Below are 24,280 nucleotides of genomic sequence, written 5' to 3'. Positions count from 1 at the left end.
AGTAGAAAACAATTAATAACTTAAAAACAGAAATATGTCATTAGTAGGAAAAAAATTCCCAGATTTAAACGTAGACGCCATGAACGAAATGGGTGATACTTTTAAACTAAACGTTTTAGAAGCAGCAAGAGATAACAAGAAAAAAGTTGTTTTATTTTGGTATCCAAAAGACTTCACATTTGTTTGCCCTACAGAATTACACGCTTTCCAAGCGGCTTTACCAGAATTTGAAAGACGTAACACCGTAGTTATTGGAGCTTCTTGTGATACGCCAGAAGTTCACTTCGCATGGTTAAGCACGCCAAAAGATAACGGAGGTATTGAAGGTGTTACTTACCCAATCCTAGCTGATAGCAACCGTAACTTATCTAGCATTTTAGGTATTTTAGATATTACTAACGAAACTTTTGACGAAGCTACTGGAACCGTACAAGTTGAAGGCGATAACGTAACATACAGAGCGACTTACATTATTGACGAAGAAGGTACAGTACAACACGAAAGTATAAACAACATGCCTTTAGGAAGAAATGTTGGTGAGTACATCCGTTTAGTTGATGCCTTAACACACGTACAAGAAAAAGGAGAAGTTTGTCCTGCAAACTGGGAAGAAGGAAAAGATGCTATGCAAGCTAACGCTAAAGGTACCGCTGAATATTTAGCTTCACACTAAAAACACAAAACTCATGGTTCAAGAATTAGATAAAGACAATTTAGGCGAATTAGTTTCAAACAACGATATGGTTGTAGTTCAATACTCTGCAACATGGTGCGGTAACTGCCGAATTATGAAACCTAAATTTAAAAAGTTAGCCACCGAAAACGAAAACATTACTTTCGTTATCGCTGATGCTGAAAAATTCCCAGAATCAAGAAAATTAGCTAATGTTGATAATTTACCAACCTTTGCTACTTTTAAAAATGGGAACTTTTTAAACCAAGTGCAAACCAATAAATTTGATCCTTTAAAAGATTTAGTCGATGAAGTTACCAGTAATTAAACATCTTACTCAATTTATTGAGGAGAATGACGAGGATTTCGTAATTGAAACCATCGAAACGCTAGAAGCTTTAACCGAATTATCGTCTTTAAAAGATGAAGAATTGGATGTTATTGGCGAGCTTATTTCTAACATGTATGGAGCCGTTGAAGTTAACAAAATGATCAAAGATGGCACGCCTAAAAAAGAAGCATTAAATGCCTTTATGAAGCGTGTTATGGGATCGATAGATAATTAATTTGAAGTGAAACGGTAGAAGTTAAAATGGATTCGTAGAACGTGATTATTATCTCGTGAAGCGTATCAATCTATAGCCTTCAAACTTTACTTTAAATTAGTTTTCCAAAACAAATCAAACATTTATAAAACAGTCTGGAATTATATTCTAGGCTGTTTTTTTTTTGAGCTAGATATTGGTTTTTGGGTAAGAAAATTGACTATTCATTATTGATTATTAACCTACTACTGAAACGTGGTCCCAACTTGTCACTCTGAGCTTGTCGAAGAGTCTTCAAAAGTTAAATAGTAGATATTAGAAGTGAAAATTTGTTGTGGGTTACTGGTTATTGGCATAAAACATACCACCTAAAGCAAAAAACCTTCATGAATCTCTGTATTTTAACAAGTTATTGAGTTAAAGATTCTTCAGTCGTACCTCCTTCTGAATGTCACCACCTTTGTAACCTTTGTAACCTTTGTAACCTTTGTAACCTTTGTAACCTTTGTAACCTTTGTAACCTTGTAACTTAACTTCTCGACTCCGCTCGAAGACCGTAGATAAAACCTTTAAAAAGCTCTGAAACTATTCACTACGATGTCACACTTAGCTTGTTGAAGTGCAGCTAAATCAATATAGATAGCTTCAATAAAACGAAGTTACAAGCCTTCAGCATAAATCCAAAAAAATTGAATATTTATTATTGACTATTGATTAAGCTACTTCTGAAACTATGCTCTACGGTGTCACACTGAGATTGTCGAAGGGCAGCAAAATCAGTATACACAGCTTCAATGAAACGAAGTTACATGCCTTAAGCATACGGCATACAACATATTGCCTAAAACCTAAACCCTACGCCCCATACATTTGATTACGTAATTCCTTTATTTTAGGATCCTGCATATAATCATCCCAAGTAGTGTAGCGGTCTATCACACCGTTTGGCGTTAACTCAACCACACGGTTAGCAACAGTTTGTGCAAACTCGTGATCATGCGTGGTAAATAATATGGTACCTTTAAAGTTTTTTAAGGAGTTATTAAAAGCCGTGATACTTTCAAGATCTAAGTGGTTTGTAGGCTCATCAAGTTGTAATACGTTCGCACGTACCATCATCATTCTAGATAGCATACATCTAACTTTTTCACCACCCGAAAGTACCGTCGATTTTTTAAAGGCTTCTTCACCACTAAAAATCATTTTTCCTAAGAAACCACGAATATTAACTTCTTCGCGCTCTTCTTCTGTTTTTGCCCACTGACGTAACCAATCAATTAAGGTTAAGTCGTTATCAAAAAACTCACTATTATCTAGAGGTAAATACGATTGTGTTGTCGTGACACCCCACATGAATTTACCGGCATCGGCTTTTTCTTTATCATTTAAAATCTGATAGAACGCTGTAGTAGCTCTCGAATCACGTGAAAACACCACTACTTTATCCCCTTTGGCTAAGTTTAAGTCGATGTCCTTAAATAGTACTTCACCATCAATAGAAGCTGCAAGGCCTTCAACATTTAAAATTTGATCACCTGCTTCTCTTTCGCGTTCAAAAATAATAGCAGGATATCTTCTACTGGTACGTCTAATATCAGCTACATTCAATTTATCAATCATTTTCTTTCTACTAGTAGCTTGTTTACTTTTAGCTACGTTGGCAGAAAAACGACGAATAAACTCTTCTAATTCTTTCTTTTTCTCTTCAGCTTTTTTGTTTTGCTGTGCATGTTGTCTTGCGGCTAGTTGCGAAGACTCATACCAGAAGGTATAGTTTCCTGAGTAGTGATTAATTTTTCCGAAGTCAATATCCGAAATATGTGTACACACGGCATCTAAAAAGTGTCTATCGTGCGAAACTACAATCACACAATTATCATAATTAGCCAAGAAGTTTTCTAACCACGAAATGGTTTCGTAATCCAGGTCGTTGGTAGGCTCATCCATAATAAGCACATCAGGATTTCCAAATAAAGCCTGTGCTAATAACACACGTACTTTTTGTTTACCATCTAAATCGGCCATCATGGTATAATGCAAGTCTTCTTTAATATCTAAGTTAGATAACATGGAAGCTGCATTACTATCGGCGTTCCAGCCATCCATTTCTTCAAACTGCACCTGTAACTCCCCTATTTTCTCGGCGTTTTCATCGGTGTAATCAGCATAAAGGGCATCAATTTCAGATTTAATTTTGAAAAGTGGTTTATTCCCCATCAAAACGGTTTCTAACACCGTATGCTCATCATATAAACTATGGTCTTGTTCAAATACCGACATACGCTTTCCTGCTTCAAGCGACACATGACCAGAGGTTGGATCTAACTTCCCAGAAAGAATCTTTAAAAAGGTAGATTTACCAGCCCCATTGGCGCCAATAATACCGTAGCAATTACCATTGTTAAAAGAGGTATTTACTTCATCGAAAAGCACACGTTTTCCAAATTGGACAGAAAGATTTGATACTGATAGCATAATTTATATTAAAATTTTTGCAAAAGTAGAAAAATGAATTGGTAAGACGAAACTTAAGCGTAGCAATTTTAGGCGATAAAATCAATTAAAAACGGCTCTAAATTTGTAAGAAAAACAACTTTTAACAGCCTCTTAACAGCCGAATCCCGTAACAACCTATACTTTTGCTTCTCCAAAGACACCTTATCATATTTATGAGAATTTACTTTTCAGTTGTAGTTTTACTATTAACCTTTTTTGGCTGTAAACAAGACAGTGATAATGAGAGAGATAGTTATGCATATATTGGTGGTGAAATTATAAATCCCAACACCAACTACGTGGTTCTTTCTATAGATCAAAAAGTTATAGACACCGTAAAGCTAAATGGTGTTAACCGATTTCTTTACAAGTTAGACTCGCTTACTCCAGGAATTTACACCTTTAAACACGGTGTTGAAACACAAATGGTGCTCTTAGAACCTAGAGATAGTGTCTTGTTTCGATTAAATACCTTAGACTTTGATGAATCTTTGGTTTTTACCGGTCATGGCGATAAGAAAAACAACTACTTGATTAATGATTTTCTTGAGCATGAAAAGGAAGAAAAATACATTATTAAACTTTGCCAACTCTCTCCTGATGCCTATGAGCAAAAAATCGATTCTATAAAAACTGAAAAGGACAACCTTTTAGCTAGTTTTATAAACCGATACGATCCTTCTCCTTTATTCATCAAAATAGCTGAAGCCAACAACAAATACAGTTATTACTCCAATAAAGAGGTATACCCTTTTGCGCACCACGGGAAGAACAAAATGAAAAACCTTAAAAGTTTACCTGATGGCTTTTATGACTACCGAAAAACCATCAATTATAACGATACTTTTTTTAGTGATTACCACAATTACCGTACTTTTTTAAAGCACAACATAAGTAATTTAGCGCTTAAAAAACATGCTAAGCACGACGACGAAAAATCACGTAAGCAGCATGCTTTTTGCTACAATTTCGAACGCTTAAAATTGGTTGACAGCTTAGTTTCAGACCCTAATATTAAAGATGATTTACTTTATCATTTCACTTTAAAATATTTATCAAAACATGATGATGAATCCTACAACCGAAAGGTTTTAGATTTTTACCTAGATAAGAGTAGTAATGCGTCTGAAAAAGAGCGTATGACTAAATATGCTAATTCCATTCATAAATTAAAAAATGGATCGCAATTACCGCTTGTTGACCTTGTTGATTACAACCATGAAGCGATTGAGCTTAACACGCTTATTAACGAACTGACCGTTATTACGTTTTGGTCTAACGTTTATTATCAGCATTTCAAGGACAGTCACTATAAGATTAGAGAATTAGAACTTAAGTACCCTGAAGTGCATTTCATTACTATTAATGTGGATGATTATGGTTTAGAAAAAGCCGAGAAGCTTTTAGACAATTTTAATTTTAATCATGAGCATGAATACCAGTTTCAAGACTCTAAATTGGCCTCAGAAAAATTAATCATCTACCCGATTACAAAAACCATTATTGTTGATAAGGACAAAAAAATTATAGAGAGTAATGCGAATATTTTCTCTTATAAATTTGAAGATGATATTCTAGGTCTCATCAACAGATAATTTCTCAATAAAATATAATTCTTATTAGAGTCCTTCTGAAAAGTCAATAAAATTTGACCTGTTAGGTGGATTTGTCGAAACCCTACTTCTTATAAAGCGTTTCTTCAGGTAATTAGTCAGGTTTTATACAGCAACTTAAGCCTTTAAAAGACTTCCCGTTTTTATCAAAATCTGAACTACAACTTAAAGCTTATAATGATTCATTAAAAGTTTTTCATAAACCGTATCTGGTAAAATACGTTTTAAAACAATGGAGAACTTCTGCATAAACGCCCCTACTTTATAGTGTACCTTAGGATTATTGGTTTCAATGATTTTACAAACCGCTTCAGCCATCATGTTAGGATTACTCCCGTGGTCAACATGAGCATTCATCAACTCTAAAGTATCCTTATAAATTTTATAATAAGGCGAATCGTCTAACAGCGGTGCATGATAACGTCCTGCAGCAATATTAGTAGCAAAATCGCCAGGAGCCACATTAGTCATTTCTATATTGAAGTTTTTCAACTCCATACGATATGCCTCTGTGATAAGCTCCAGAGCGCCTTTACTCGCACTATAAACACCACGGTATGGCAAGCCCATATAACCAGCTATTGAGGTGATATTAATAATTAATCCGGAGTTTTGCTTTCTCATTTGTGGCAACACCGCTTTAATCACTTTAAGGGGTCCGAAAAAATTCGTTTCAAAATTGTTTTTAATTTCAGAGTCTGGAATTTCTTCTATAGGTCCCGTTATACCAGCACCTGCATTGTTTATAACCACATCCAATCTTCCCTCCTTCTTAATAACATCTTGAACAGTATTGGTTATAGTTTCACCATCTTTAACATCGAGAGCAAGTATGGGAAATGGGCTATCTTTATAATGCTGCGGATTTCTACTGGTACCATATACAACATAACCTTTAGCTTTTAAAAACGTTCCTATAGATTTCCCAATTCCTGAAGATCCTCCAGTGATTAATACAACTTTCGACATGCAATTTTAAAATTTAAGGTCGTAAAAGTACAATAATTATTTAAGGCTTTTCTTGATCTACGTTGGTTGCACCTATGCATCTTAAAATATTTTTTATCGGACACAAAAAACAGCTACAAAACAAAGTATTTATTACTTATATTTGTAGCATAATGAAAATAATAGCTAAAAACATAAAACATTTACGGACCCTAAAAAAGTTGTCTCAAGAAGTTCTTGCAGATGAACTGAAGGTGACACGATCTCGTATTGGGTCTTATGAGGAAGGCCGTTCGGCACCAAGCATTGACATGCTTATACTGCTGTCTGATTATTTTAAATTACCCATAGATATTTTATTGCGTAATGATTTAACTAAGGCGACAGACGCTTCTTTTATTGAAGTAGGTAATCAGCGTGTGTTATTCCCCATCACCATAGATAGCGACAACGAAAACTTAATTGAAGTCGTTCCTATTAAAGCTTCGGCGGGGTATTTGGCCGGTTATGATGATCCGGAATACATTGAGCAATTACAAAAAATAAAATTGCCTTTCCTACCCACTGGAAAACACAGAGCCTTTCCTATAAAAGGAGATTCCATGTTACCAATGAAAGACGGCTCCTTTGTTATTGGGCGTTTTATAGAAGATAGAAATGACATAAAAACAGGGCGTACCTACGTTTTAGTTACATTAAATGATGGTATGGTATATAAGCGTGTTATGAATAACATCGACTTTAACGGCTCCCTTTTATTAATGTCCGACAACAAGAAATACAATGATTACAGCATTCCTATGGATGAAGTTTTAGAAATTTGGGAATACACCTGTAGCATTAACACCCAAGAATATAGCGAGGAAGAACTCAAACTAAGCAGTATTATAAATATGTTTACCGAACTAGGTATTGAGCTCAAAGCTTTAGAACGATTAGTAAAATGATTTATACCGTAATTGACGTAGAAACTACGGGACCAAGTAATAAGATTACTGAAATCTCCATTTTTAGATATGACGATGCTGTTTTAGTTGATGAATTTACAAGCCTTGTTAATCCAGAAACATTAATTCCCGATTATATCACAGATTTAACTGGAATCGATGATTACATGGTGTCTAAAGCGCCTAAATTCCATGAAATTGCTGAAAACATCTTAGCCATCACACAACAGGCGGTATTTATTGCACACAATGTGAGTTTCGACTATAATGTTATAAGAAACGAGTTTAAAGCCCTTGGTATCACTTTCAACCGAAAAAAACTATGCACCGTAAGGCTATCTCGAAAACTCATTCCCGGACATAAATCGTATAGTTTAGGTAAAATATGTCAGGATTTAGATATTCCCATACACGGCAGACACCGCGCTAAAGGCGATGTAGAAGCTACGGTTATTCTTTTTCAAAAATTATTAGAGCAACCAGATGCTCAAGATGTCATTCAGGTATTTCTGAAAAAAGACGCTAAAGAAACCAAGTTACCTAAAAACCTGAAAGCAGAAACTTATAATCAATTACCGAAAGCCATTGGGGTTTACTATTTTAAAGATAAAAAAGACACTGTTATCTATGTCGGTCATGCTACCGACATTCAAAAACAAGTTTTAAAGCACTTTAATAGCAAAGCAGAAAAAGAAGTGCTTCTAACACAAGAAACGGTCGATATAGATTTTGAACTTTCTGGAAGTGAAACCATCGCTTTACTTATGGAAGATGCTGCCATAAAAGAATACAACCCTAAGTACAATCAAGTATTAAAAAGGGCACCTAAAGCCTACGGTATCTTTAGTTATCAAGACCGCAATGGCATCATACATTTAGCTTTTAACACCCTAAAGGCAGCCCCCTCTCCTTTTCAAATCCTGTATAGCGTAAAAACATGTCAGCAATATTTAGAAAAGCTCTGTAAACAGTTTAATTTATGTCCTAAATACTGTCATTTACAGGAAGGTCTTCAAGAATGTTCTGGTTACGAAGTTCAATCCTGTAAAGGTGTTTGTAGAAAAACAGAATCGGTAGCACTCTATAATATTCGTGTTAAACAAGCTATAGAATACTCCAAAACCAACTCAAAAAATATGATCTTAAAACAACCAGGCAGACATGATAATGAAAACGCTTTTATCATGATAAAAGATAGCTTGTATTGTGGTTATGGGTTTATAGATAAAGAAGAACAAATGATGACTTCGGAAGATTTAGAGCCTTTTTTAATTCAGCAGAATGATAATGTTGATGTTCAAAGAATACTTCAACCTACGTTGCTGAGTGTTTAGTTAAAAGCCTCCTACGATTTAATTTTCTACTATTTATACTAAACACTTTCATTATTAATTTTAAGTATTCCCTGATGTAGCAACGTTTATGATCATTAAAATTTATGTAATTTAGTTTTTGAAATTAAATATATTTTCATTCATGAAACGATCACATACAACAGGGCTAGTGTTATCTGGTGGCGGTTACCGAGGGATTTCACACATTGGCGTTTTAAAGGCCATGGAAGAGTTAGGGATCAAACCAGATTATATTTCTGGAACTAGTGCAGGTGCTATTGTAGGTTCTCTATATGCAGCCGGAAATTCTTGTGACCAGATATTTGATGTTTTTACGAAAACTGAATTGTTTTCTTACCACAATTATACCTTAAAAAAACCTGGTTTAATAGATGGTGCTAAAATTGAAAGACTATTAACGTCACATTTAAAAGAAGACAGCTTTGAGCATTTAAACATTCCTATGTACGTTGCCACAACCGATTTAATTCAAGGTAAAACCTGCTTTTTTAATTCTGGGCCAATCATAAAACCTATTATTGCCTCGGCAGCGGTTCCTGGTGTTTTCACGCCAATTCCTTTAAATAACATGCTATTGTGTGATGGTGGTGTAACGAACAACTTCCCTATTGAACCTATATTAACACCTTGTGACACCATTATAGGTGTATTCTTAAATTCACTTTTAGAAACTTCAATTGAAGCACTTTCAAATACTAAAGCTGTTATCGATCGGGCTTATAGAATTTCACGTGTCAATGCATCAGAGGCAAAATTTAAGGCCTGTGATGTATTTATAGCTCCTAGCGAATTAGGGAAACATGATGTGTTTTCAAAAACTCATGCCGAAGACATCTTCCAAATGGGTTACGAAGAGGCTAAATTAAAATTAGGAATGCTCGTTTAGGGTATTTTATTTTCGAATACATAAAAAAACCATGTTGTTAGCTCAGTATAAAGATTTACTTCCCGATACAGAAATATATTTTCCTTTATTTACAAGGCTTAATAGAAAATGAGGTACAATAAGTCTCGGAAGTTCCACAGAAATTAGCAATGCTTTAAAAGTAATTTCAAATGGATATTAATTTCATTCAAATTTACCAAAATCAGGTCTATTTAACGTGTATTTAACCTGCATTGAGTATAATTTATTGTTATACATCACATCACAAGTGTTCACTTAGTTCAATTTCCGTTGCACTTAAAATTTGAATTAACATAAAAACAATCAATCAGCTCTCAAAGACTTTCTAATTTCGCCAATTAATCTTACTCTGGTTTCTTCAAAATCTAAAATTAATGATGTTTTGCTAATGTAATCGTCTTTAAACAAATCAAAATTAATTATTGGTAACTGAAATGATCTAACATGAATTTTTTGATTCTCTGCCAAGCTATCAACCATTGATAATTCCGAGCTTTCTGGATTCTCATGGTTTAACGTATTGGGATAATACAACACGATTTCAGACACTCCAAATCGCACGGCATAAGCCAACATTTGATACAAATCATTTTGTGAAATGCCTTTTTTAGGATCTGTACTATCTGAATAAACGATTTTGTACTTTGTGTCTGCAATAACCTTTTTATCGAGAAAACTCAAATACAAATCTGGTTTTAATTTAAAGTTTGTTTCTTCGTCTAAGTAGGTGTTTCCTAATTGACTTTTTGCTTTTATCTCATCGATTTCCTTATCTATAAATCCAAAAACAAAATCCTCAAAAACATATTCCATGGGTAATAGGAATGCAAAGAGCTTCATGGAACTTTTATAATTAAAGGACACGCTATTGTCTAAAAACAACACGCAATAATCTCTAATGGTTTCAAAGTTTGAAAACATGGGGTTAAAAGACATGCGTTTCATTTTATCAGCAGAAACTCGAATATCTTTAACATCGTCCAGAATAAAAATAATATCGTTTAAAAAACGCTTATTTTGATAATCCTGACTTACTCCTAGCAACAATTTTGAAACAAATTTTACACAGCGATTAAATTCATTATCCATTTCAAAAGAATCATAAGTACAACTCACTTTATGGTGTCGCGCCGTTGCTAGGTTGGCTGCGATGTAACTATTAAAGTTAATACGTCCTTTTACAAAAGAAAGCTCTCTATTTACTTCAATATACTTTTGATAAATAGAAGAATTTAGAAGCTCTCTCGTGTATTTACTGAATAGATAAATAAGAATTTCAAAAAAATCTGATTGGGTGCTCGATAAACCTGAAAGATAATTTGGGAACTTAATTTTTCTGCAATAACTCAACCACCATAAAATGTGGGTGCTTATTGCTTTTACATGTTTTGGTTGAGGAGCACTTCCTGTAAAAAATATCTTAGGTAATAAATTTAAGGTTTCGCCTTCGAAATGAATAACACCAACATATTTGTTGGACTTCAAAGTTTTGGACTTATGCAAAAACTGAATAAACCGTTGTACCTCTTCCCTGTTTTCATCCTCGGTATAATAATTAGATTTTTCTCTTTTTGCCCAAACCTCATCCAAGAAAACTTCAAGGTTTTCAAAGTGGTTTTCAGGAAAGGGTGCTGTATTTTTATATTCAAAAAGGTTAATCATTCGTTATCATTTCCATTGGCCAACCTTCAACTTTTATTCCCGAATTAGCAAGTACACGTTGTACTTCCTTTTCATCATTCATAAAATATTCTAACAATAGCGGAATCACTTTATTATTAATAACACTTTTAAAATTGAAATCATCACCCATAAAATAAGCATGACCAATAGTAAAATCATGTCCTTTTCCAGAGGCTACAATCTCATTATTCAGTGTTTTTAAAAATTCCTTTTTATGAACTTCTCTATCGGTTAATTCATATTTTGGATACATTGCCACAAATTCGAAGCGTCGCCTTAAAGCTATATCTAATAAAGCAATCGATTTATCGGCGGTATTCATAGTGCCAATAACATATAAGTTTGAAGGCACAATAAAATTTTCACTAGAAGGTAGTTTTACTTTTAAAGGAATTTGACCATGAGAACGTTTATCATGCTCCAAAAGCGTAATTAACTCTCCAAAAACTCGCGAAATATTAGCCCTGTTTATCTCATCTATAATAATTACATACTTAGGAACCTTATGCAGATCTACTTTGCGTAAATCGGATAAATTCACATTAGTAAGCAGGTCCTTTTTACGTTGATAAGAGATATCATCATAATCGAAATCTGCCTCATCTTTATCCTCAAAGGTATCAACGGTTTCTTTATAGCTGTCTAAAAATGAAATAAACTCTCTTAATGCCACATAGTATATTGAAGAATTACACCCACCAATGGCTTCCCTAATATCTTCATGTACGCGTTCAATTTTATTAATATCTGGGAAGACTTCATATAATTTCAATAAACGATTTCCTGAAACCAAATAAGATTTCACACCATTATCTGGCTTAAATTCAATATTTTGTCTATCTGTAAAACTAACCACCTTAACGGTCATCCCAGTTTTGGTTTCAAACTCTTGACCAACAGTTAAAGATTTAAAAAATTCGATGTAAGCTTCATTAATATCAATACTAACATCTTCTTTAGATTTCTTTAATTTACTTTCCTTTTGATGTACTTTATAATACTCAAAAAGTGCATTAGTAGCTATTTTTGCAAATAAACCATCTTCCCTATTAAAACTTAAAGCTAGCTGATCTACATCTGGTCTCAAGCCCTGAACAAAATCCTCATAACTATAATTTTGATGGAACGTTATAAATTCTATGCGCTTACCCAAATGGGTGTTAAAAACCTGTAGAGCTTCAGCATAGCTTAAAGTTTCATTCTGCTCTATAATCTTTGCTGCTTCTAAAACCGTATTATAGGTTTTTCCTGTTCCCGGTGGGCCGTATAATATTTGGTTTAGTGGGGCTGTATAACCAATATAAGTATCATCTTCATTTTTTATTTCATCAGATTCGTTAAAATAATCCCCTAAAAACTTAAAATAATTTGCACGACCAATAATTGCCCTTGGCACATGATTACTCTCAACTTTACTAAATTTAAAGAAAGCACTTGTGTCATCGTTATAAGCAATATTCTCAATTTCTGCTATTACATTTTTATAACTACTTTTTGAAACATTAAAAATGTCGATATTAAAAAAGGTGTTATAATAGTCTAAATTTTCACTTAGGGTATCCGATTTTTTATTGAAAAAATCAGCACTAGAATTCAAAATCAACCATTCAATAAACTCTGTTTTAATGTTTACCATATTTTCAAACAATAATTTAATATCTTCCTGCCTCTTTACTTGTACAATTGTATCGTGCCAATTACCAGCACCAGTTCCTCTTGGTGCTTTACCTTTATAAAGAGCTCCTTTTATTTCTTTTAGCTCTAAACGTTCATTTTCTTCATCTTTTGATACTACTTCACCTTTATAATGAACAATTAAATCGTGTGAACCACCATACCCCTTAATAATAACATAATCTCCTGTTTGAATCTTCTCAAATAACTTTCTAGCCCTTTTTGCCGCTGCTCGAGTATCTCCTTTTTTATAATCTATTGCTTGCCAATACCCTTCTTTTTTAAAGAGATTCAATCTGTCTATATTTGAATTAAATCCTAATCCCCAATAATTATTAGGTTTTCCTTTAATTTCATTATTCTGAATGATATTATTTCGATATGCTAAATTAAAAACAGCTTTCCTAAAAGCACTATTATCGTACGATTTTGCCAATGCATGGTTGTCTCTCTCTATTTCAATTTCAATAGCAGATTTAATAACCTCATAATTTTTATAAACGTCTCCTGAGTTTCTGTTTTTATACAGGTATGCCGTTTCAGAAGCTGTAAATGTTTCCCTATCTGAATTACCTTCTTCTAGTTCGATATACGAAATATAATCGAAAAGTGCTTTATTAACATTCAAACAATACCGCTTTCCTACATGAAAGCTTAAACGATTACTTGAGGTGCTAAACACGAGCTTTTCTTCATCTTGAATATCTAAATCTTCTTTTAATTTATCAAGCACCTTGAAATAATCAGCTAATGCTACTGCATCAACTTGCTTTACTGCTTTTATTAATGCCTTTTCATCATTTAATAATATGAAATTAACCGCTGAGTTTAATTGTAACCACTCCTCCTTAGTCTGTTGTGTATGCTCTATATAATTCTCCCAATTATTGAACTGCAAGTCTTGGTTACTAAATACTTGTTTGGTTAAACTGTGTCCTTTATGCAAGCCTCCAACTACACCGTTTTTATTTATAGTGAAAAATATTTGATAAGCATATTGCACACTAGGAGCCGTTTCTGGAATTATTGCAACCCAAGTATGGTCAGATCCATAGTTGTTCGATCCTAGAAAACTAACAATATGTTTAGATACATTTTCCAGTTGATTGGCTTGAATAACCTCATCTGCCAACCTTTCGAGTTGTATATTTACTTCTGCATTTACTGCGTTATTGTACAAAAAAGGAAATAATACATTAAAAGCGTTCCCCCAATTAGGAAACATACCTTTTTTACTCTGCTTGTAATTAGATAAACTTTGATTTACAGTTTCATTAAAATTATAGTAAACTGAAATATCTCTTTCTTCAATGGCTAGTTTTAGTGCATCTAGAATTTTAACATCAACCTTATTCCCTTTTTTAAGCTCATTAGCTATTAAGAAACGTAAGGTATTAACGGGTTTGAATACAGTTTCTGGTTTATACTGTTGGATAATCTCTTCTAAATTATCTTGGTTAGTATTTATATAATTAAAAAGCGCTTCTTCGTCTTTACTTAAATTATTAAGAAAAATGGCTTTTTCTTTTATAAAATCAACGATCATATTTGACATATTAATACTTTTATTTTTTGGTATTTGCTACATCTAAACGTAACAGAATTTTAAAAAAAATTAATCCTTTCCGGTTTGTTTTTCTTCAATGAGCGCATTGTAAATATACTCCGGCGTCTCTTTCTTTATTTTATCCATTTTACTTTGAATATAACCCGTGAGAAATGCTTTTTCTTTTTCGTTCAAATTATCAAGAACTCCAACTTGACCATAAAAACTAATGTTTTCATCATCTTTATGAACTAAGACTATTAATGGGTAACCGTTTTGAATATCATTTGGCCTAAAGGCATATTCGACATCTCTTAAATCAAGATTATTTTCGGATCCTTTTTTAGGAATAGAGCGATCTAAGAAATAACTAAATCTTACATCCTTAATTGTGTGGTGATCAAAAGGATTACTATTTGAACCAATAAAATCCAGAATCCCTTGAACTTCATATAAATCATCTTCGCTGTAGTCTGTAATTTTAGGATCCGACTTGCATGAATAAAATACACTGATTATAAAAATGGATAAGACTATGATTTTTTTCAAAATGACTTATAATATATTTTAATAAGCCTGTAAAATAAGGAAAAAAATCGAGGTACAAATGAGATACAAAAACACCTCAAAAAAGATAAGACTCATAAAAAGATTAGGACATTGTCATCTTTAAAAAATAATTTTTATTTTGTCTTAGATTTGATTTTATTGGCATTTTTTTATTTAAAATAATCCACAAACATGGTATTAAAAAGTTGTACATTTTAGATTACTAAAAAGATTTCTTTATTTATTTTTCGTGAATCAAATATATTGTTTTACTACCTCAATCTTATATATTTCAGCTGAATTAACCTTTTTAGTTTTAGGATAAATTAACTCATTTGGGCTGACAGAAAGCTTTCTAAATTCTTTGGACAAATGAGTTTATTTACCCTCAAAACACAATAAATAGCTATATTTCTTTTTACGTCCAACTAAAAGATATAATAGATAATGCATTTGTTTGAGGTAACACCTCCTATTATTCCCCCTATAAACACACAAAATACAAGTATTTTACTGCTAACTTCCTAACTAGCTTATTTTCCAAAACCAGCAAAATCTACTAAATAAATATATCCTCTGCTCTTAGACGACTCACACCATCTGCTTGCATAGTTTGTACTGTGTTTCTCATCATACTTTAAGGTCTCAACATAAGTATATCTTTCAATTGATGATACCAAGAATCCGTTCAATTCTGTTTTATTCGTATTTGGATAATATCTCGATGTTATTTGACCACTTATTCTGTTGTTACATACTACCTCCCAAAAAGTGTATAAACCATTAATTTTCTTAATTAATCGCACCGGAGCTCCTAGCTTAATACTATCACGTAAATGATTAAATACCTTGAGTCTAGTTTCTTGATAATCTTGTGCACCCCAAGAGATATTCATCTTATCAATTCCTTCTGGTATTTTAACACCCAATCTATTCATGGTGTCATCAGGGAATTTATATATTTCTCCTTTGTCTAAAGAATGTTCTCTATCATACTTTATAACAATTAATTTATATTTAGCCCTCGTATAAGCAACATAAAGCAAGCGTCGTTCTTCCTCAATGTCTTCTTCTATTTGTTTTTCAGTGTATGCATTATCTCTTCCTAATCTAGGAGGCAGGTTAGCAAACGAAGGTGGTATAATTACGGCGTCATATTCTATTCCTTTTACTTTGTGCATAGTGGTAATCACAATTTCTTGCTCTGCTTTTTCACCTTCTATGCTTCTTATATTATTATCGTAAATTTTCCCGAATTGACCATCATCTCGATTAGCGATATCTTCCACAAAATCTATCAATTCTCCATAAGTAGCATCTTCATCTTTAATACGACTAAATTCTATAAGAATACAGTGAAAAAGATTTAGTAAATAATTATCCCAATTGGGAAATCTAGCTAGACATAATTCTTTCTCCTTTGCAAAAGACTTAATCAAACTGGACTCAACAAACTGTCCTGATATCCTTTCAAACGATTTTAAAAAGTAATAAAACTCACGCGAACGATATGGAGAGCTCTTACCTCCTTGAATACGAATTCTAACATTTTTCATTTTTTCTTTAACAGTATTAAATGCCTTATAAACTTCATCGTTAGTTCGAAACATTAAGGCAACTTGACTGTACTTGTTACTACCACTGTCTTCTTTCGTTTCAATCAACTCGTTTAGCCAATCCAACCAGGAAAGCTCTCCTTTTGCGTATTTTATAATATGACAGTAAGTCTCATTGTTTTTGGGTACTTTATTTGCTACTAATGGTGGTAAAATAAATTTTGATTTATTCAAACTTAATAATTGCTCTGCATTCCTAAGTATTTCGGGGTAGGATCTATAGTTGATATTCAAGTTTAACTCTTGTGGTTTATATATCTCTTTAAATCTATCATAGAATGGTTTAGGATTCATAGTATCGCCTACAGCTGCTCTTTCATAACCATATATACTTTGGTTGGGATCACCAATAACGCATACTTTGGTGTTTTCAGGATTCGCAATCAAGCTTAATAGCTCCATACGTTCGCTGGTAATATCCTGAAATTCATCTACAAAAACATATTTAACATTACCCAACTTCTGAGCTACCAGCCCTGGTTCATTACGTGCTTTTCGGATAAAAGTAGTTGTCCATCTATCAAAATCTAGGTTATCTAGTTCATTTTTTAAGCAAAATTTACAAAATCCGTGAAACGTATATACTTTTAGGCGCTTAATTAATTTGCCATAGCCAAGAGCACGAAACAGTCGTTCAAGGCGCTCTTTTAATTCAACCACAACTGCGCGGTTATAGGCCAGAACCAAAATATTGTCGGGGTTAACTTTCTCCTCTTGAATAAGTTTTGCAACCCTTAAGGTTAAAGTATGTGTTTTTCCACTACCTGGACCGGCTATCACCTGTAGGTTTTGGTTTACATTAGTATCATAAACCTTACGTTGCGCTTCATTTAGTTCTTCCTTAGCTTTGTTTAAGGCTTCTATTCTGAAAGCTTTTAAATTCTCATGCTCTTCACCTAGTTTATCCTCCAGAAGCCTTATAATATCACTGACACTTGCTCCCCTAAAGTAATCTTTTATGTAGGTATCATAATCTTCAGTATTAATCCTTGACAAACACTCAAGAGCTAATAATCGTAGTTCACGCATTTGATTACTTTCGTTAAACTCGTTGAAAACCTGATAATCGTTTGAGGATTGATCTTTTTCAGCAAATGAAGTCGTATCTTTAATAAATAATTCTATCCCCATCGGAACAAGGCTACCATAGCCCTTCAGATAAGCTAGTGCTTTGACTATAAAAACTAACTTTTGAAGATAATCTTCTTCCTGCTCAATAATGTCTAGTTTAACAATTAAGTCAACAATATTAAAGCGTTTTTTATTCTCAATAATAAATTCTTTTGAAATGTTTTGAATTAAGACATATAGCTTATCCTTAAAATCATTCAGTAGAGCTTTCCATTCGTCATGTTTTTGATAACCATTATAAACCAGCTGGGTTATTTCAGGGTGTTTGGTATCTGGATTAATTTGAATAACCGTCTTATGACGGATTTTTGGCAAAAAGCTTATAAGCTTAAGAGCAAATTTTGATCGTTTAGTAATAAAATCTTCAGCAAGTATTTTAGCAATTTCGTCCTTACTTATTTCCTTCTCATGTTTGCCTTTTGTTTCTTTCCAAAAAATATTATCAGGTATAAAATGATTAGTAGTTACTTCCTTCCTCAAGTGATCTAAATAGGCTCCATCAAAACTTCTTTGATCTCCCAAAGAGGTTGAATTTAAAATCTCATGAGCGAGTTCAAAGAGAGCTTCCAATATAGGTGATTTTGTATCATGACACCACTTCATTTCTTCCCATTCCTTTAACTCATCGATTCGTGTTTTTGTTGGCTCAAGTGTAATTGTTCGTTCTATACGGATAAGGTCAAGGTTTTGTACACGAAATAATAAGCCTAATAATTTCCCTGGTGATAGGTCTGGAACAAACGCTTTGAGTTTGTTCATCTCAATCATTACAAATTGTGAACTTGGAAAGTTATCCTTTTGGTATTCGTTAAGTCCATTTAGTAAGGAATTAATTTGCTGTTTCAATTTATCTTCTCCGACCTTTTCTATAGAGTTGCTGTTATCATTCATTAATTGAATTGGTAACTGAGTAGGTGTATAAACTCCTAGTTTAATACGTTCTAACTTTTCCAACCAAAAGAGAGAAACTCTAAAAAACGTATCTTTATTAAATTTATCATTAAATTCATCCGATTGTTCTAACAAATCGAGTGGCAAAGCAAAAGGCTGTTCTTCATCAACTTCTAGGGTTTTAAATTGTTTTACATAGTCAAATACGATTTCCCTAACTTCATTTAAATTTGTCCAGGTTATTTGCGATTCATGTAATTTATCCTTGAGTTTTTTAAAATCATCTTTCAAAAACAGACATATTGTTTGAATTGGATTTTGAGTTGAAAACCCAGCCTCTTCCAGCATTCCTTTATGGCGTCCAGCCCTTCCCACCTCTTGCAAGTAGTCTTCAAATGTTGAAGCAGGCCCCACGTGGTAGATGTAATGAATATTCTTAATATCCATACCCATACCAAACGCCTTGGTAGCTACTAATATTACGACATCACCGGCATTAAACTGATCGTATTTTTCTTCGCGTTCGATACCATCAAGACCGGCATGGTAGAAATCTATTTTATTTCCGTAAGCTGCACTTGTATCATTTAATTTTATACTTAAAAGCTCGGCAATATTTTCTGTCTTTTTACGAGTAGGAACAAAAATTAGAACACGACTTTTTTCGGGGTCAAAACCTTTTCTTGATAAATCATTAGAGATAAAAGCAAGTGCATCATCTACTGAATCTACCTGTTCAAAATTAATATTAATATGGTCGCGTATAGGATTATATACCTCCTTGTTTTCTAATCGGCTTATCATGAAAAAATCACATTAAAATCGTTATAAACTTTTTCCGAAACGGTAGCGGAGAATAATAAAATCGGAAAGTCTTGGTCACATTGTTGTCGTTTTTGACAAACTACTTTCGCCCCGTTTAAATAATCGGGACGAAACTCATTACCCCATTGAGATACACAGTGAGCCTCATCAAAAACAACATACTCAAGACCTCCATCTGATTGTAAACGCATATTTAAGGCATTAAGAAATCCACGACTTCTAAACCGTTCAGGAGTAATGTACAAAAGTGACAACTCTCCTCCAGCCAGGCTACGATATATTAACTGAACATCGCTGCTACGATCTGAGTTAATGTATTCAACACTACCAACAAACCCCTTCTGCCATAGATCTTTTACTTGATCTTCCATAAGTGCCTTGAGAGGAGTAATTACCAATGTTAATCGGTTGGTAAAAGTACTTTTGAAAATGGAAGGAGCCTGAAACAGTAAAGATTTTCCTCCCCCGGTAGGCAAGCTGATTAAAAAATCCTCCTTGCCCGGAATTATTTTATCTAGATATTCATGCTGATAGTCGTACCAATCGAACTCTTCACCCAGAAAAGCTTTTGATAAAATACTCTTTACCTCATTGTGCTCATATGGTATTTCATTACTTGGCTTAACACTGTTAATATGCTCATCGGCTTCTTTTGCATCGGCTTCATAACTCTCCGGATCGCTCCAAATAGATATGTAATTCCGTTTGGCTTTCCAGGTTTCTCCCAATTCTGGAAAATCAGTAATACGAGGGTCGAGCAACCAAATTTGATGTTCACTGTCGTTAGCATTTATAATAGTACGCAAATAATTTATATAGGGTAATTGAAGCTTTAACAGAAAAAAGGTGTCTTTTTCGTAAGGTAAATTCGACTTAAAAGTCATGTTTTTCTCTTCAGTTTCTTCATTTTCAGAATTTTGTCCGGCGGACTGGGTTTCCATACGCTTAAACAGCGAGGTTCCTTGCGCAGTATGGCACTTTTCTGCTAAATAAAAGCTATCGATAACCACAGTTAATGCTCCAAGGTAATTGGCGTGTAAAATTGCACCTATTTGATAAAGAGGAGCAATGAGCATTTTTCGATGACTTTTATCCGTATGTAAACGCTCCAACTGACGGCCGATGGGCATATCCCCATAAGGTATAAAGTAGCCTAAGCTTGCAAAGTAGTTTTTTAGATATTTTATTTCGTCGCAATGTTGAATGAGCAATATTAAAGGTTTGCTTGAATCAATTTGTTGCAATAGCATTTTTTGATATACCCAATAACGTGAGCGATATATGGTTTCAGGATTGTAACGCACCACCTTGCTGCTTTTGGCTGTTGTGCTTTTTACAACTGCAAATTGAACTTGCCCATTATGAGTATCGTTTACATCCGGATAAATTAAATGGCTATTACAGCTTTTTAATTTTGTAATTTCCTCTTCCCAATTGTGGGTACCATATATTCGATAACGTTCAAACTGGTATTTCTCTATCCAATAATGTGAGAATACCGTATCACCAGAATCGAGATAATTTACAGCTTGCTCTTTTGATAAACCAACAATACTTTGCCCTCCCGAAAATTTCATCCAAAGCTGATTAGCCCTATCATTGCTGAGCAAATTATCAATATTTATTTCCCTTAATAGCTCTTTGTTCGAAACCGATAATAAATCGGGATCGAGTATAAATAATTCGAGTTTTTCTAACTCATCAATTTGCCTGGCAAATTGTTTCAAACTACTTACAGCTGTAAAATAAGTTTTACTGCTTTCCCAATGTATTTCATCATTAGCTTTATCCAAAATAAAATCGATACCAGGTGTATTATATAGTCTCATTTTTATGGCTACAGCTAAATTCCCCCAATAGGGTTCTATTTGTTCTACTTTACAGTAGTTAAAATAACGTTGCAAAACGATAAAACTCCAATCATTTTCATCTGTCAATTCATCGACCTTACTTTGGCTTAACAGCCTATAGTCTTCGTCAGTATCAATGAAATTACAGACTATATTACTAACCCTAAGCAGTTCCTTTTCGTATACTTGGGGTGCTATAATTAATTTTGTTTTATCACAATGTTTACTTAGTTCTTCTTTCAACCTTGTTAAAACAGGATTAGCCTTAGGTTGGGGTCTGTAAAATTCATTCCGTTCACTGAATAGGAAATTTACTGGTAGCCAGTTTAAAGCCAGTGTATTCTTAAATATTTTTATTTTTTCAGATATCGCTGTGGGGAAATAAGCAATTATGAGCTCAAAGTCACTTTCAGATATTTTTACCAGACGAAGTAACTGATTAATAAAAAGACAGTGAGTCAATTTAGCATCATCAATAGCGTGATGTACGGTTTTTAAGGCAAACGTCATAAACTCGGGACTTAGCAGCATCTCAATTAGCATGGTATCCCAAAGCTTGTTGGGTGAAATATAAATGTTGTGTTTTTCCAGAATGGGACAATCAAATTCGGTAGCGTTGTGCCCAATAAACAGTTTGTTGTTATCCTTGGTTAAGGCCTCTAATGAATTTAATGAAATCGGCATATTGTCTTTATGAACACACTTCTCCCATTGCTTTTCATCTCCAAATGCGAGTTCTAGAATTTCTTTCGTAGTTGGGTTCACTTCAAGGTCGAAGCTTATAGCATTAAACGCTGTAATCCTTGGGTATACCACCAACTCCAAGAGCCTTTTAAGCAATGCCTCGTTTTTAATTTCATGTAGCTCATTCAACACATCAGGTAAAAACTTATCCTCAATGTGTTGTAATAATTGCTCTTGCTGCTCAACTTCAAAAGATGCCATGTAACGTACGGCAGCCTTTTGAGGAAAATCTAAATTCTGATCTTGTAACCAATTCTCTATTTGAAGCTTTGGTGTTAGTTTTAAATAGGCTTGAGCCAGGTTATCAGCTCGGAATTTCTCAGGCAGATAGGCAATAAATGCTTTTAAGCTATTGAAAAGGTTCTGCGTATCTATATCCCTGCAATTGGAAAAGTAGTATTGAAGCGATACTTCAAAATCATTATAAGACTCCTCGTTTACCTCCCCTTTAAAAATATCATGGAGGGCATTAGGTATATTCTCGGTATCAAAGTGCTGTAAAAAGTGTTCTACTAATAAATCTCCATAAAAATTAAAAGGTAAAAAACCTTCTTTCCAATTATCAAATAATAAATCTGCATTTATTTTATTCTTGAGTAGCTCATGGTTTAATATAGTTTCATTAATAGTATTCCATTTTATAATGAAATTACAAATACTGGTTTCTGTTTTGAAGCATTTGCCGAAGCTTATTTCATTTATCAAATTACGAGAAGTTATTTCCCTATACTTTTTTGGATCTATATGCTCTTTAGCTACTCCAACTAATTGTATTATCTCGTCACCTAGTTCTTCCTTCTTAAGTTCAAATTCTAGCTTTTCAACTAGCACATTATTTACTCCCTCTGTAAAATCAAGCCTTGTGTCTTTCAACCAAACTTTAAATTGTAGGTCTGGATTAATTATAAAGTATAGTTTTTCGTGTAATACTCTTCGAGATTTTAAAGGCAGAAAAGATATTATGGTATGGAGGTTATTATAATGTAAAGCATCATTGATAAGGCCTATTTTACTAAAATAAAAATCTAAAGATTCTTGTAATATAGTAATACTTGTATCTTGGATGTTGCCTTTGTAAACTAGATTTAGCTGACTCTCTACCTCTATTCCTTTGTAATAATCTATAACAATGCCGACTAAATGCCACCCCCAGTAATTAAATGACAAACCTCCTTGTTTCCAATATTCAAATAGGATGCTGGTATCCACCTTTGTTTTAAGCAGTTCATTATCCAATAAGCTGTTATCAAGCGTATTCCATTTATCAACGAATTTGCTTAATTTATCAACACTTTCAAAACTGGTGCCTAATTCAAATTCTTGGATAAAGAGTTCAGAAAGCCTGGCAGAAAACATTCCTTGGTCAACGATACTTCTATAAGCATCAATTAGGTATTTATCGGTTTTGTTGAGTGTAAATTTAGTTAATATATTTTCAACCTGACTTTTAATTCCTAATTCAACCGCTTCTTCATTCACTTCCCCCTTGGCTAATTCAAAAGTAAAAAACCATTTTAAACTCGACCTTGAATATCTATTATATACTTTTTTCTTATTATAAAACAACTCTAAAGTGGCATATTCTAACAACTCAGCCTGCTTTTCTGTATTGCAACTCAAACTAATCGTGAAATTCGTTTCAACAGTGTCTATCATAGTGAAATCGATAGCTGAAGGCTGTTTATGGATAATCCCGGTAAAGACACTACTTACCAACTGTGCAGACTTTGCTTTCCCTCGATTATTTGAATCACTTGACGAAGCACACAAAACTAATTGGCCTCTTTTTAAATCCTTTATATCAATACCTAACACATAGTCTAGTTCATTCTTTATACGAAAATCAACTTGCTTTATTTTTGCTATATTGTCAATACGCTTAACAAAGCCATGAGAATTATCATCAGCAACAAATTTTACGTAGGCTACAAAGACATCATTTACCAAAGGTTGTTCTGTTTTTTGTATACACTCGGATATGTTTGCAGGTACTATAATCTGACTCTCCACTTGTTTATCAGTTAACATAGACTCAATGCCGGTATACTCGCTAAGTAATTGGTTCCATTCATCGGGAACTGTTGTTGTTGCTCTAAAATCGTGGATAATACTTTTGCGCTCAAGGATAAGTTTTAGCTGCTGTACGTTGAGTTTGTAATGTTTAAGTAGCTTTGATAATTGCATAAATATTTATTCTTAATTATGTTGGAGCCATTCAATTATTCTATTTGCTGAAACAATTGATAAATTAAACTCTCTTATAAAGCTTTGGAACTAGCGGGTCTTG

General features: G+C 33.5%; 14 protein-coding genes. 7 read left to right on the top strand and 7 right to left on the bottom strand.

Features of this window, described 5'->3' with window-relative positions; translation table 11 throughout:
• Nucleotides 1-34: 34 nt before the first annotated feature.
• Genes A6I66_RS05120 through A6I66_RS05110 form a run of 3 tightly spaced genes read left to right on the top strand, consistent with a single transcriptional unit; the run spans nt 35 to nt 1,239 of the window.
• Nucleotides 35-673 (top strand): peroxiredoxin, encoded by a 639-nt coding sequence (locus A6I66_RS05120; protein ID WP_067146280.1) that lies wholly within the window; start codon nt 35-37, stop codon nt 671-673.
• A gap of 13 nt (nt 674-686) precedes the next feature.
• Complete coding sequence (locus A6I66_RS05115; protein WP_067146278.1) at nt 687-1,001, top strand: thioredoxin family protein; 315 nt, start codon at nt 687-689, stop codon at nt 999-1,001.
• Nucleotides 982-1,239 carry a DUF6952 family protein gene (locus A6I66_RS05110; protein ID WP_067146275.1) on the top strand — a complete coding sequence of 86 codons (258 nt, stop codon included), beginning with the start codon at nt 982-984 and terminating at the stop codon, nt 1,237-1,239. The genes A6I66_RS05115 and A6I66_RS05110 overlap by 20 nt, the downstream gene beginning before the upstream one ends.
• 834 nt (nt 1,240-2,073) lie before the next feature.
• On the opposite strand, the gene A6I66_RS05105 is transcribed toward A6I66_RS05110, so the two are convergent.
• Nucleotides 2,074-3,693 (bottom strand): ABC-F family ATP-binding cassette domain-containing protein, encoded by a 1,620-nt coding sequence (locus A6I66_RS05105; protein WP_067146273.1) that lies wholly within the window; start codon nt 3,691-3,693, stop codon nt 2,074-2,076.
• Nucleotides 3,694-3,887: 194 nt separating this feature from the next.
• Here A6I66_RS05105 and A6I66_RS05100 point away from each other — a divergent pair, with 194 nt between their 5' ends.
• Nucleotides 3,888-5,309, top strand: coding sequence for a TlpA family protein disulfide reductase (locus A6I66_RS05100; RefSeq protein WP_067146271.1), 1,422 nt, complete (start codon nt 3,888-3,890; stop codon nt 5,307-5,309).
• Between the two features lie 183 nt (nt 5,310-5,492).
• Here the strand turns inward: A6I66_RS05100 and A6I66_RS05095 are convergent, their stop codons facing one another.
• Nucleotides 5,493-6,296 (bottom strand): SDR family oxidoreductase, encoded by an 804-nt coding sequence (locus tag A6I66_RS05095; RefSeq protein ID WP_067146269.1) that lies wholly within the window; start codon nt 6,294-6,296, stop codon nt 5,493-5,495.
• Between the two features lie 152 nt (nt 6,297-6,448).
• Between A6I66_RS05095 and A6I66_RS05090 the strand changes: the two genes are divergently transcribed.
• The 3 genes from A6I66_RS05090 to A6I66_RS05080 all read left to right on the top strand — a co-directional run bounded on the left by A6I66_RS05090 (nt 6,449) and on the right by A6I66_RS05080 (nt 9,463).
• On the top strand, nt 6,449-7,222 hold the full coding sequence (locus A6I66_RS05090; RefSeq protein WP_067146267.1) for an XRE family transcriptional regulator: 774 nt from the start codon (nt 6,449-6,451) through the stop codon (nt 7,220-7,222).
• Complete coding sequence (locus A6I66_RS05085) at nt 7,219-8,556, top strand: exonuclease domain-containing protein (protein WP_067146265.1); 1,338 nt, start codon at nt 7,219-7,221, stop codon at nt 8,554-8,556. Before A6I66_RS05090 ends, A6I66_RS05085 begins: the two co-directional genes overlap by 4 nt.
• Before the next feature lie 142 nt (nt 8,557-8,698).
• Nucleotides 8,699-9,463 carry a patatin-like phospholipase family protein gene (locus A6I66_RS05080; protein ID WP_067146263.1) on the top strand — a complete coding sequence of 255 codons (765 nt, stop codon included), beginning with the start codon at nt 8,699-8,701 and terminating at the stop codon, nt 9,461-9,463.
• Nucleotides 9,464-9,787: 324 nt separating this feature from the next.
• On the opposite strand, the gene A6I66_RS05075 is transcribed toward A6I66_RS05080, so the two are convergent.
• The 5 genes from A6I66_RS05075 to A6I66_RS05055 all read right to left on the bottom strand — a co-directional run bounded on the left by A6I66_RS05075 (nt 9,788) and on the right by A6I66_RS05055 (nt 24,177).
• Complete coding sequence (locus tag A6I66_RS05075; RefSeq protein WP_067146261.1) at nt 9,788-11,146, bottom strand: McrC family protein; 1,359 nt, start codon at nt 11,144-11,146, stop codon at nt 9,788-9,790.
• The gene (locus tag A6I66_RS05070; protein WP_067146259.1) at nt 11,139-14,396 is read right to left on the bottom strand and encodes an McrB family protein; all 3,258 of its coding nucleotides are present in this window, start codon (nt 14,394-14,396) and stop codon (nt 11,139-11,141) included. Before A6I66_RS05070 ends, A6I66_RS05075 begins: the two co-directional genes overlap by 8 nt.
• A 60-nt stretch (nt 14,397-14,456) precedes the next feature.
• Nucleotides 14,457-14,936, bottom strand: a complete 480-nt coding sequence (locus A6I66_RS05065; RefSeq protein WP_067146257.1) for a hypothetical protein — start codon at nt 14,934-14,936, stop codon at nt 14,457-14,459.
• A 533-nt stretch (nt 14,937-15,469) separates the two neighbouring features.
• A complete protein-coding gene (locus tag A6I66_RS05060) occupies nt 15,470-19,378 on the bottom strand; it encodes an ATP-dependent helicase (RefSeq protein WP_067146256.1) in 3,909 nt (1,302 codons plus the stop codon).
• Nucleotides 19,375-24,177 (bottom strand): DEAD/DEAH box helicase, encoded by a 4,803-nt coding sequence (locus tag A6I66_RS05055; RefSeq protein WP_067146254.1) that lies wholly within the window; start codon nt 24,175-24,177, stop codon nt 19,375-19,377. The genes A6I66_RS05060 and A6I66_RS05055 overlap by 4 nt, the downstream gene beginning before the upstream one ends.
• Between the last annotated feature and the right edge of the window lie 103 nt (nt 24,178-24,280).

It is taken from the genome of Pseudotamlana agarivorans, assembly GCF_001642835.1.
Classification (GTDB): domain Bacteria; phylum Bacteroidota; class Bacteroidia; order Flavobacteriales; family Flavobacteriaceae; genus Pseudotamlana; species Pseudotamlana agarivorans.
Note: the sequence above shows the minus strand (reverse complement) of the source record. Positions and strands in the feature narration are given on the sequence as shown.

Excerpts from the sequence above, each read along its gene's own strand:
- A6I66_RS05120 (WP_067146280.1), top strand. The coding sequence starts at position 35 with ATGTCATTAGTAGGAAAAAAATTCCCAGATTTAAACGTAGACGCCATG.
- A6I66_RS05115 (WP_067146278.1), top strand. The coding sequence starts at position 687 with ATGGTTCAAGAATTAGATAAAGACAATTTAGGCGAATTAGTTTCAAAC.
- A6I66_RS05110 (WP_067146275.1), top strand. The coding sequence starts at position 982 with ATGAAGTTACCAGTAATTAAACATCTTACTCAATTTATTGAGGAGAAT.
- A6I66_RS05105 (WP_067146273.1), bottom strand. The coding sequence starts at position 3,693 with ATGCTATCAGTATCAAATCTTTCTGTCCAATTTGGAAAACGTGTGCTT.
- A6I66_RS05100 (WP_067146271.1), top strand. The coding sequence starts at position 3,888 with ATGAGAATTTACTTTTCAGTTGTAGTTTTACTATTAACCTTTTTTGGC.
- A6I66_RS05095 (WP_067146269.1), bottom strand. The coding sequence starts at position 6,296 with ATGTCGAAAGTTGTATTAATCACTGGAGGATCTTCAGGAATTGGGAAA.
- A6I66_RS05090 (WP_067146267.1), top strand. The coding sequence starts at position 6,449 with ATGAAAATAATAGCTAAAAACATAAAACATTTACGGACCCTAAAAAAG.
- A6I66_RS05085 (WP_067146265.1), top strand. The coding sequence starts at position 7,219 with ATGATTTATACCGTAATTGACGTAGAAACTACGGGACCAAGTAATAAG.
- A6I66_RS05080 (WP_067146263.1), top strand. The coding sequence starts at position 8,699 with ATGAAACGATCACATACAACAGGGCTAGTGTTATCTGGTGGCGGTTAC.
- A6I66_RS05075 (WP_067146261.1), bottom strand. The coding sequence starts at position 11,146 with ATGATTAACCTTTTTGAATATAAAAATACAGCACCCTTTCCTGAAAAC.
- A6I66_RS05070 (WP_067146259.1), bottom strand. The coding sequence starts at position 14,396 with ATGTCAAATATGATCGTTGATTTTATAAAAGAAAAAGCCATTTTTCTT.
- A6I66_RS05060 (WP_067146256.1), bottom strand. The coding sequence starts at position 19,378 with ATGATAAGCCGATTAGAAAACAAGGAGGTATATAATCCTATACGCGAC.
- A6I66_RS05055 (WP_067146254.1), bottom strand. The coding sequence starts at position 24,177 with ATGCAATTATCAAAGCTACTTAAACATTACAAACTCAACGTACAGCAG.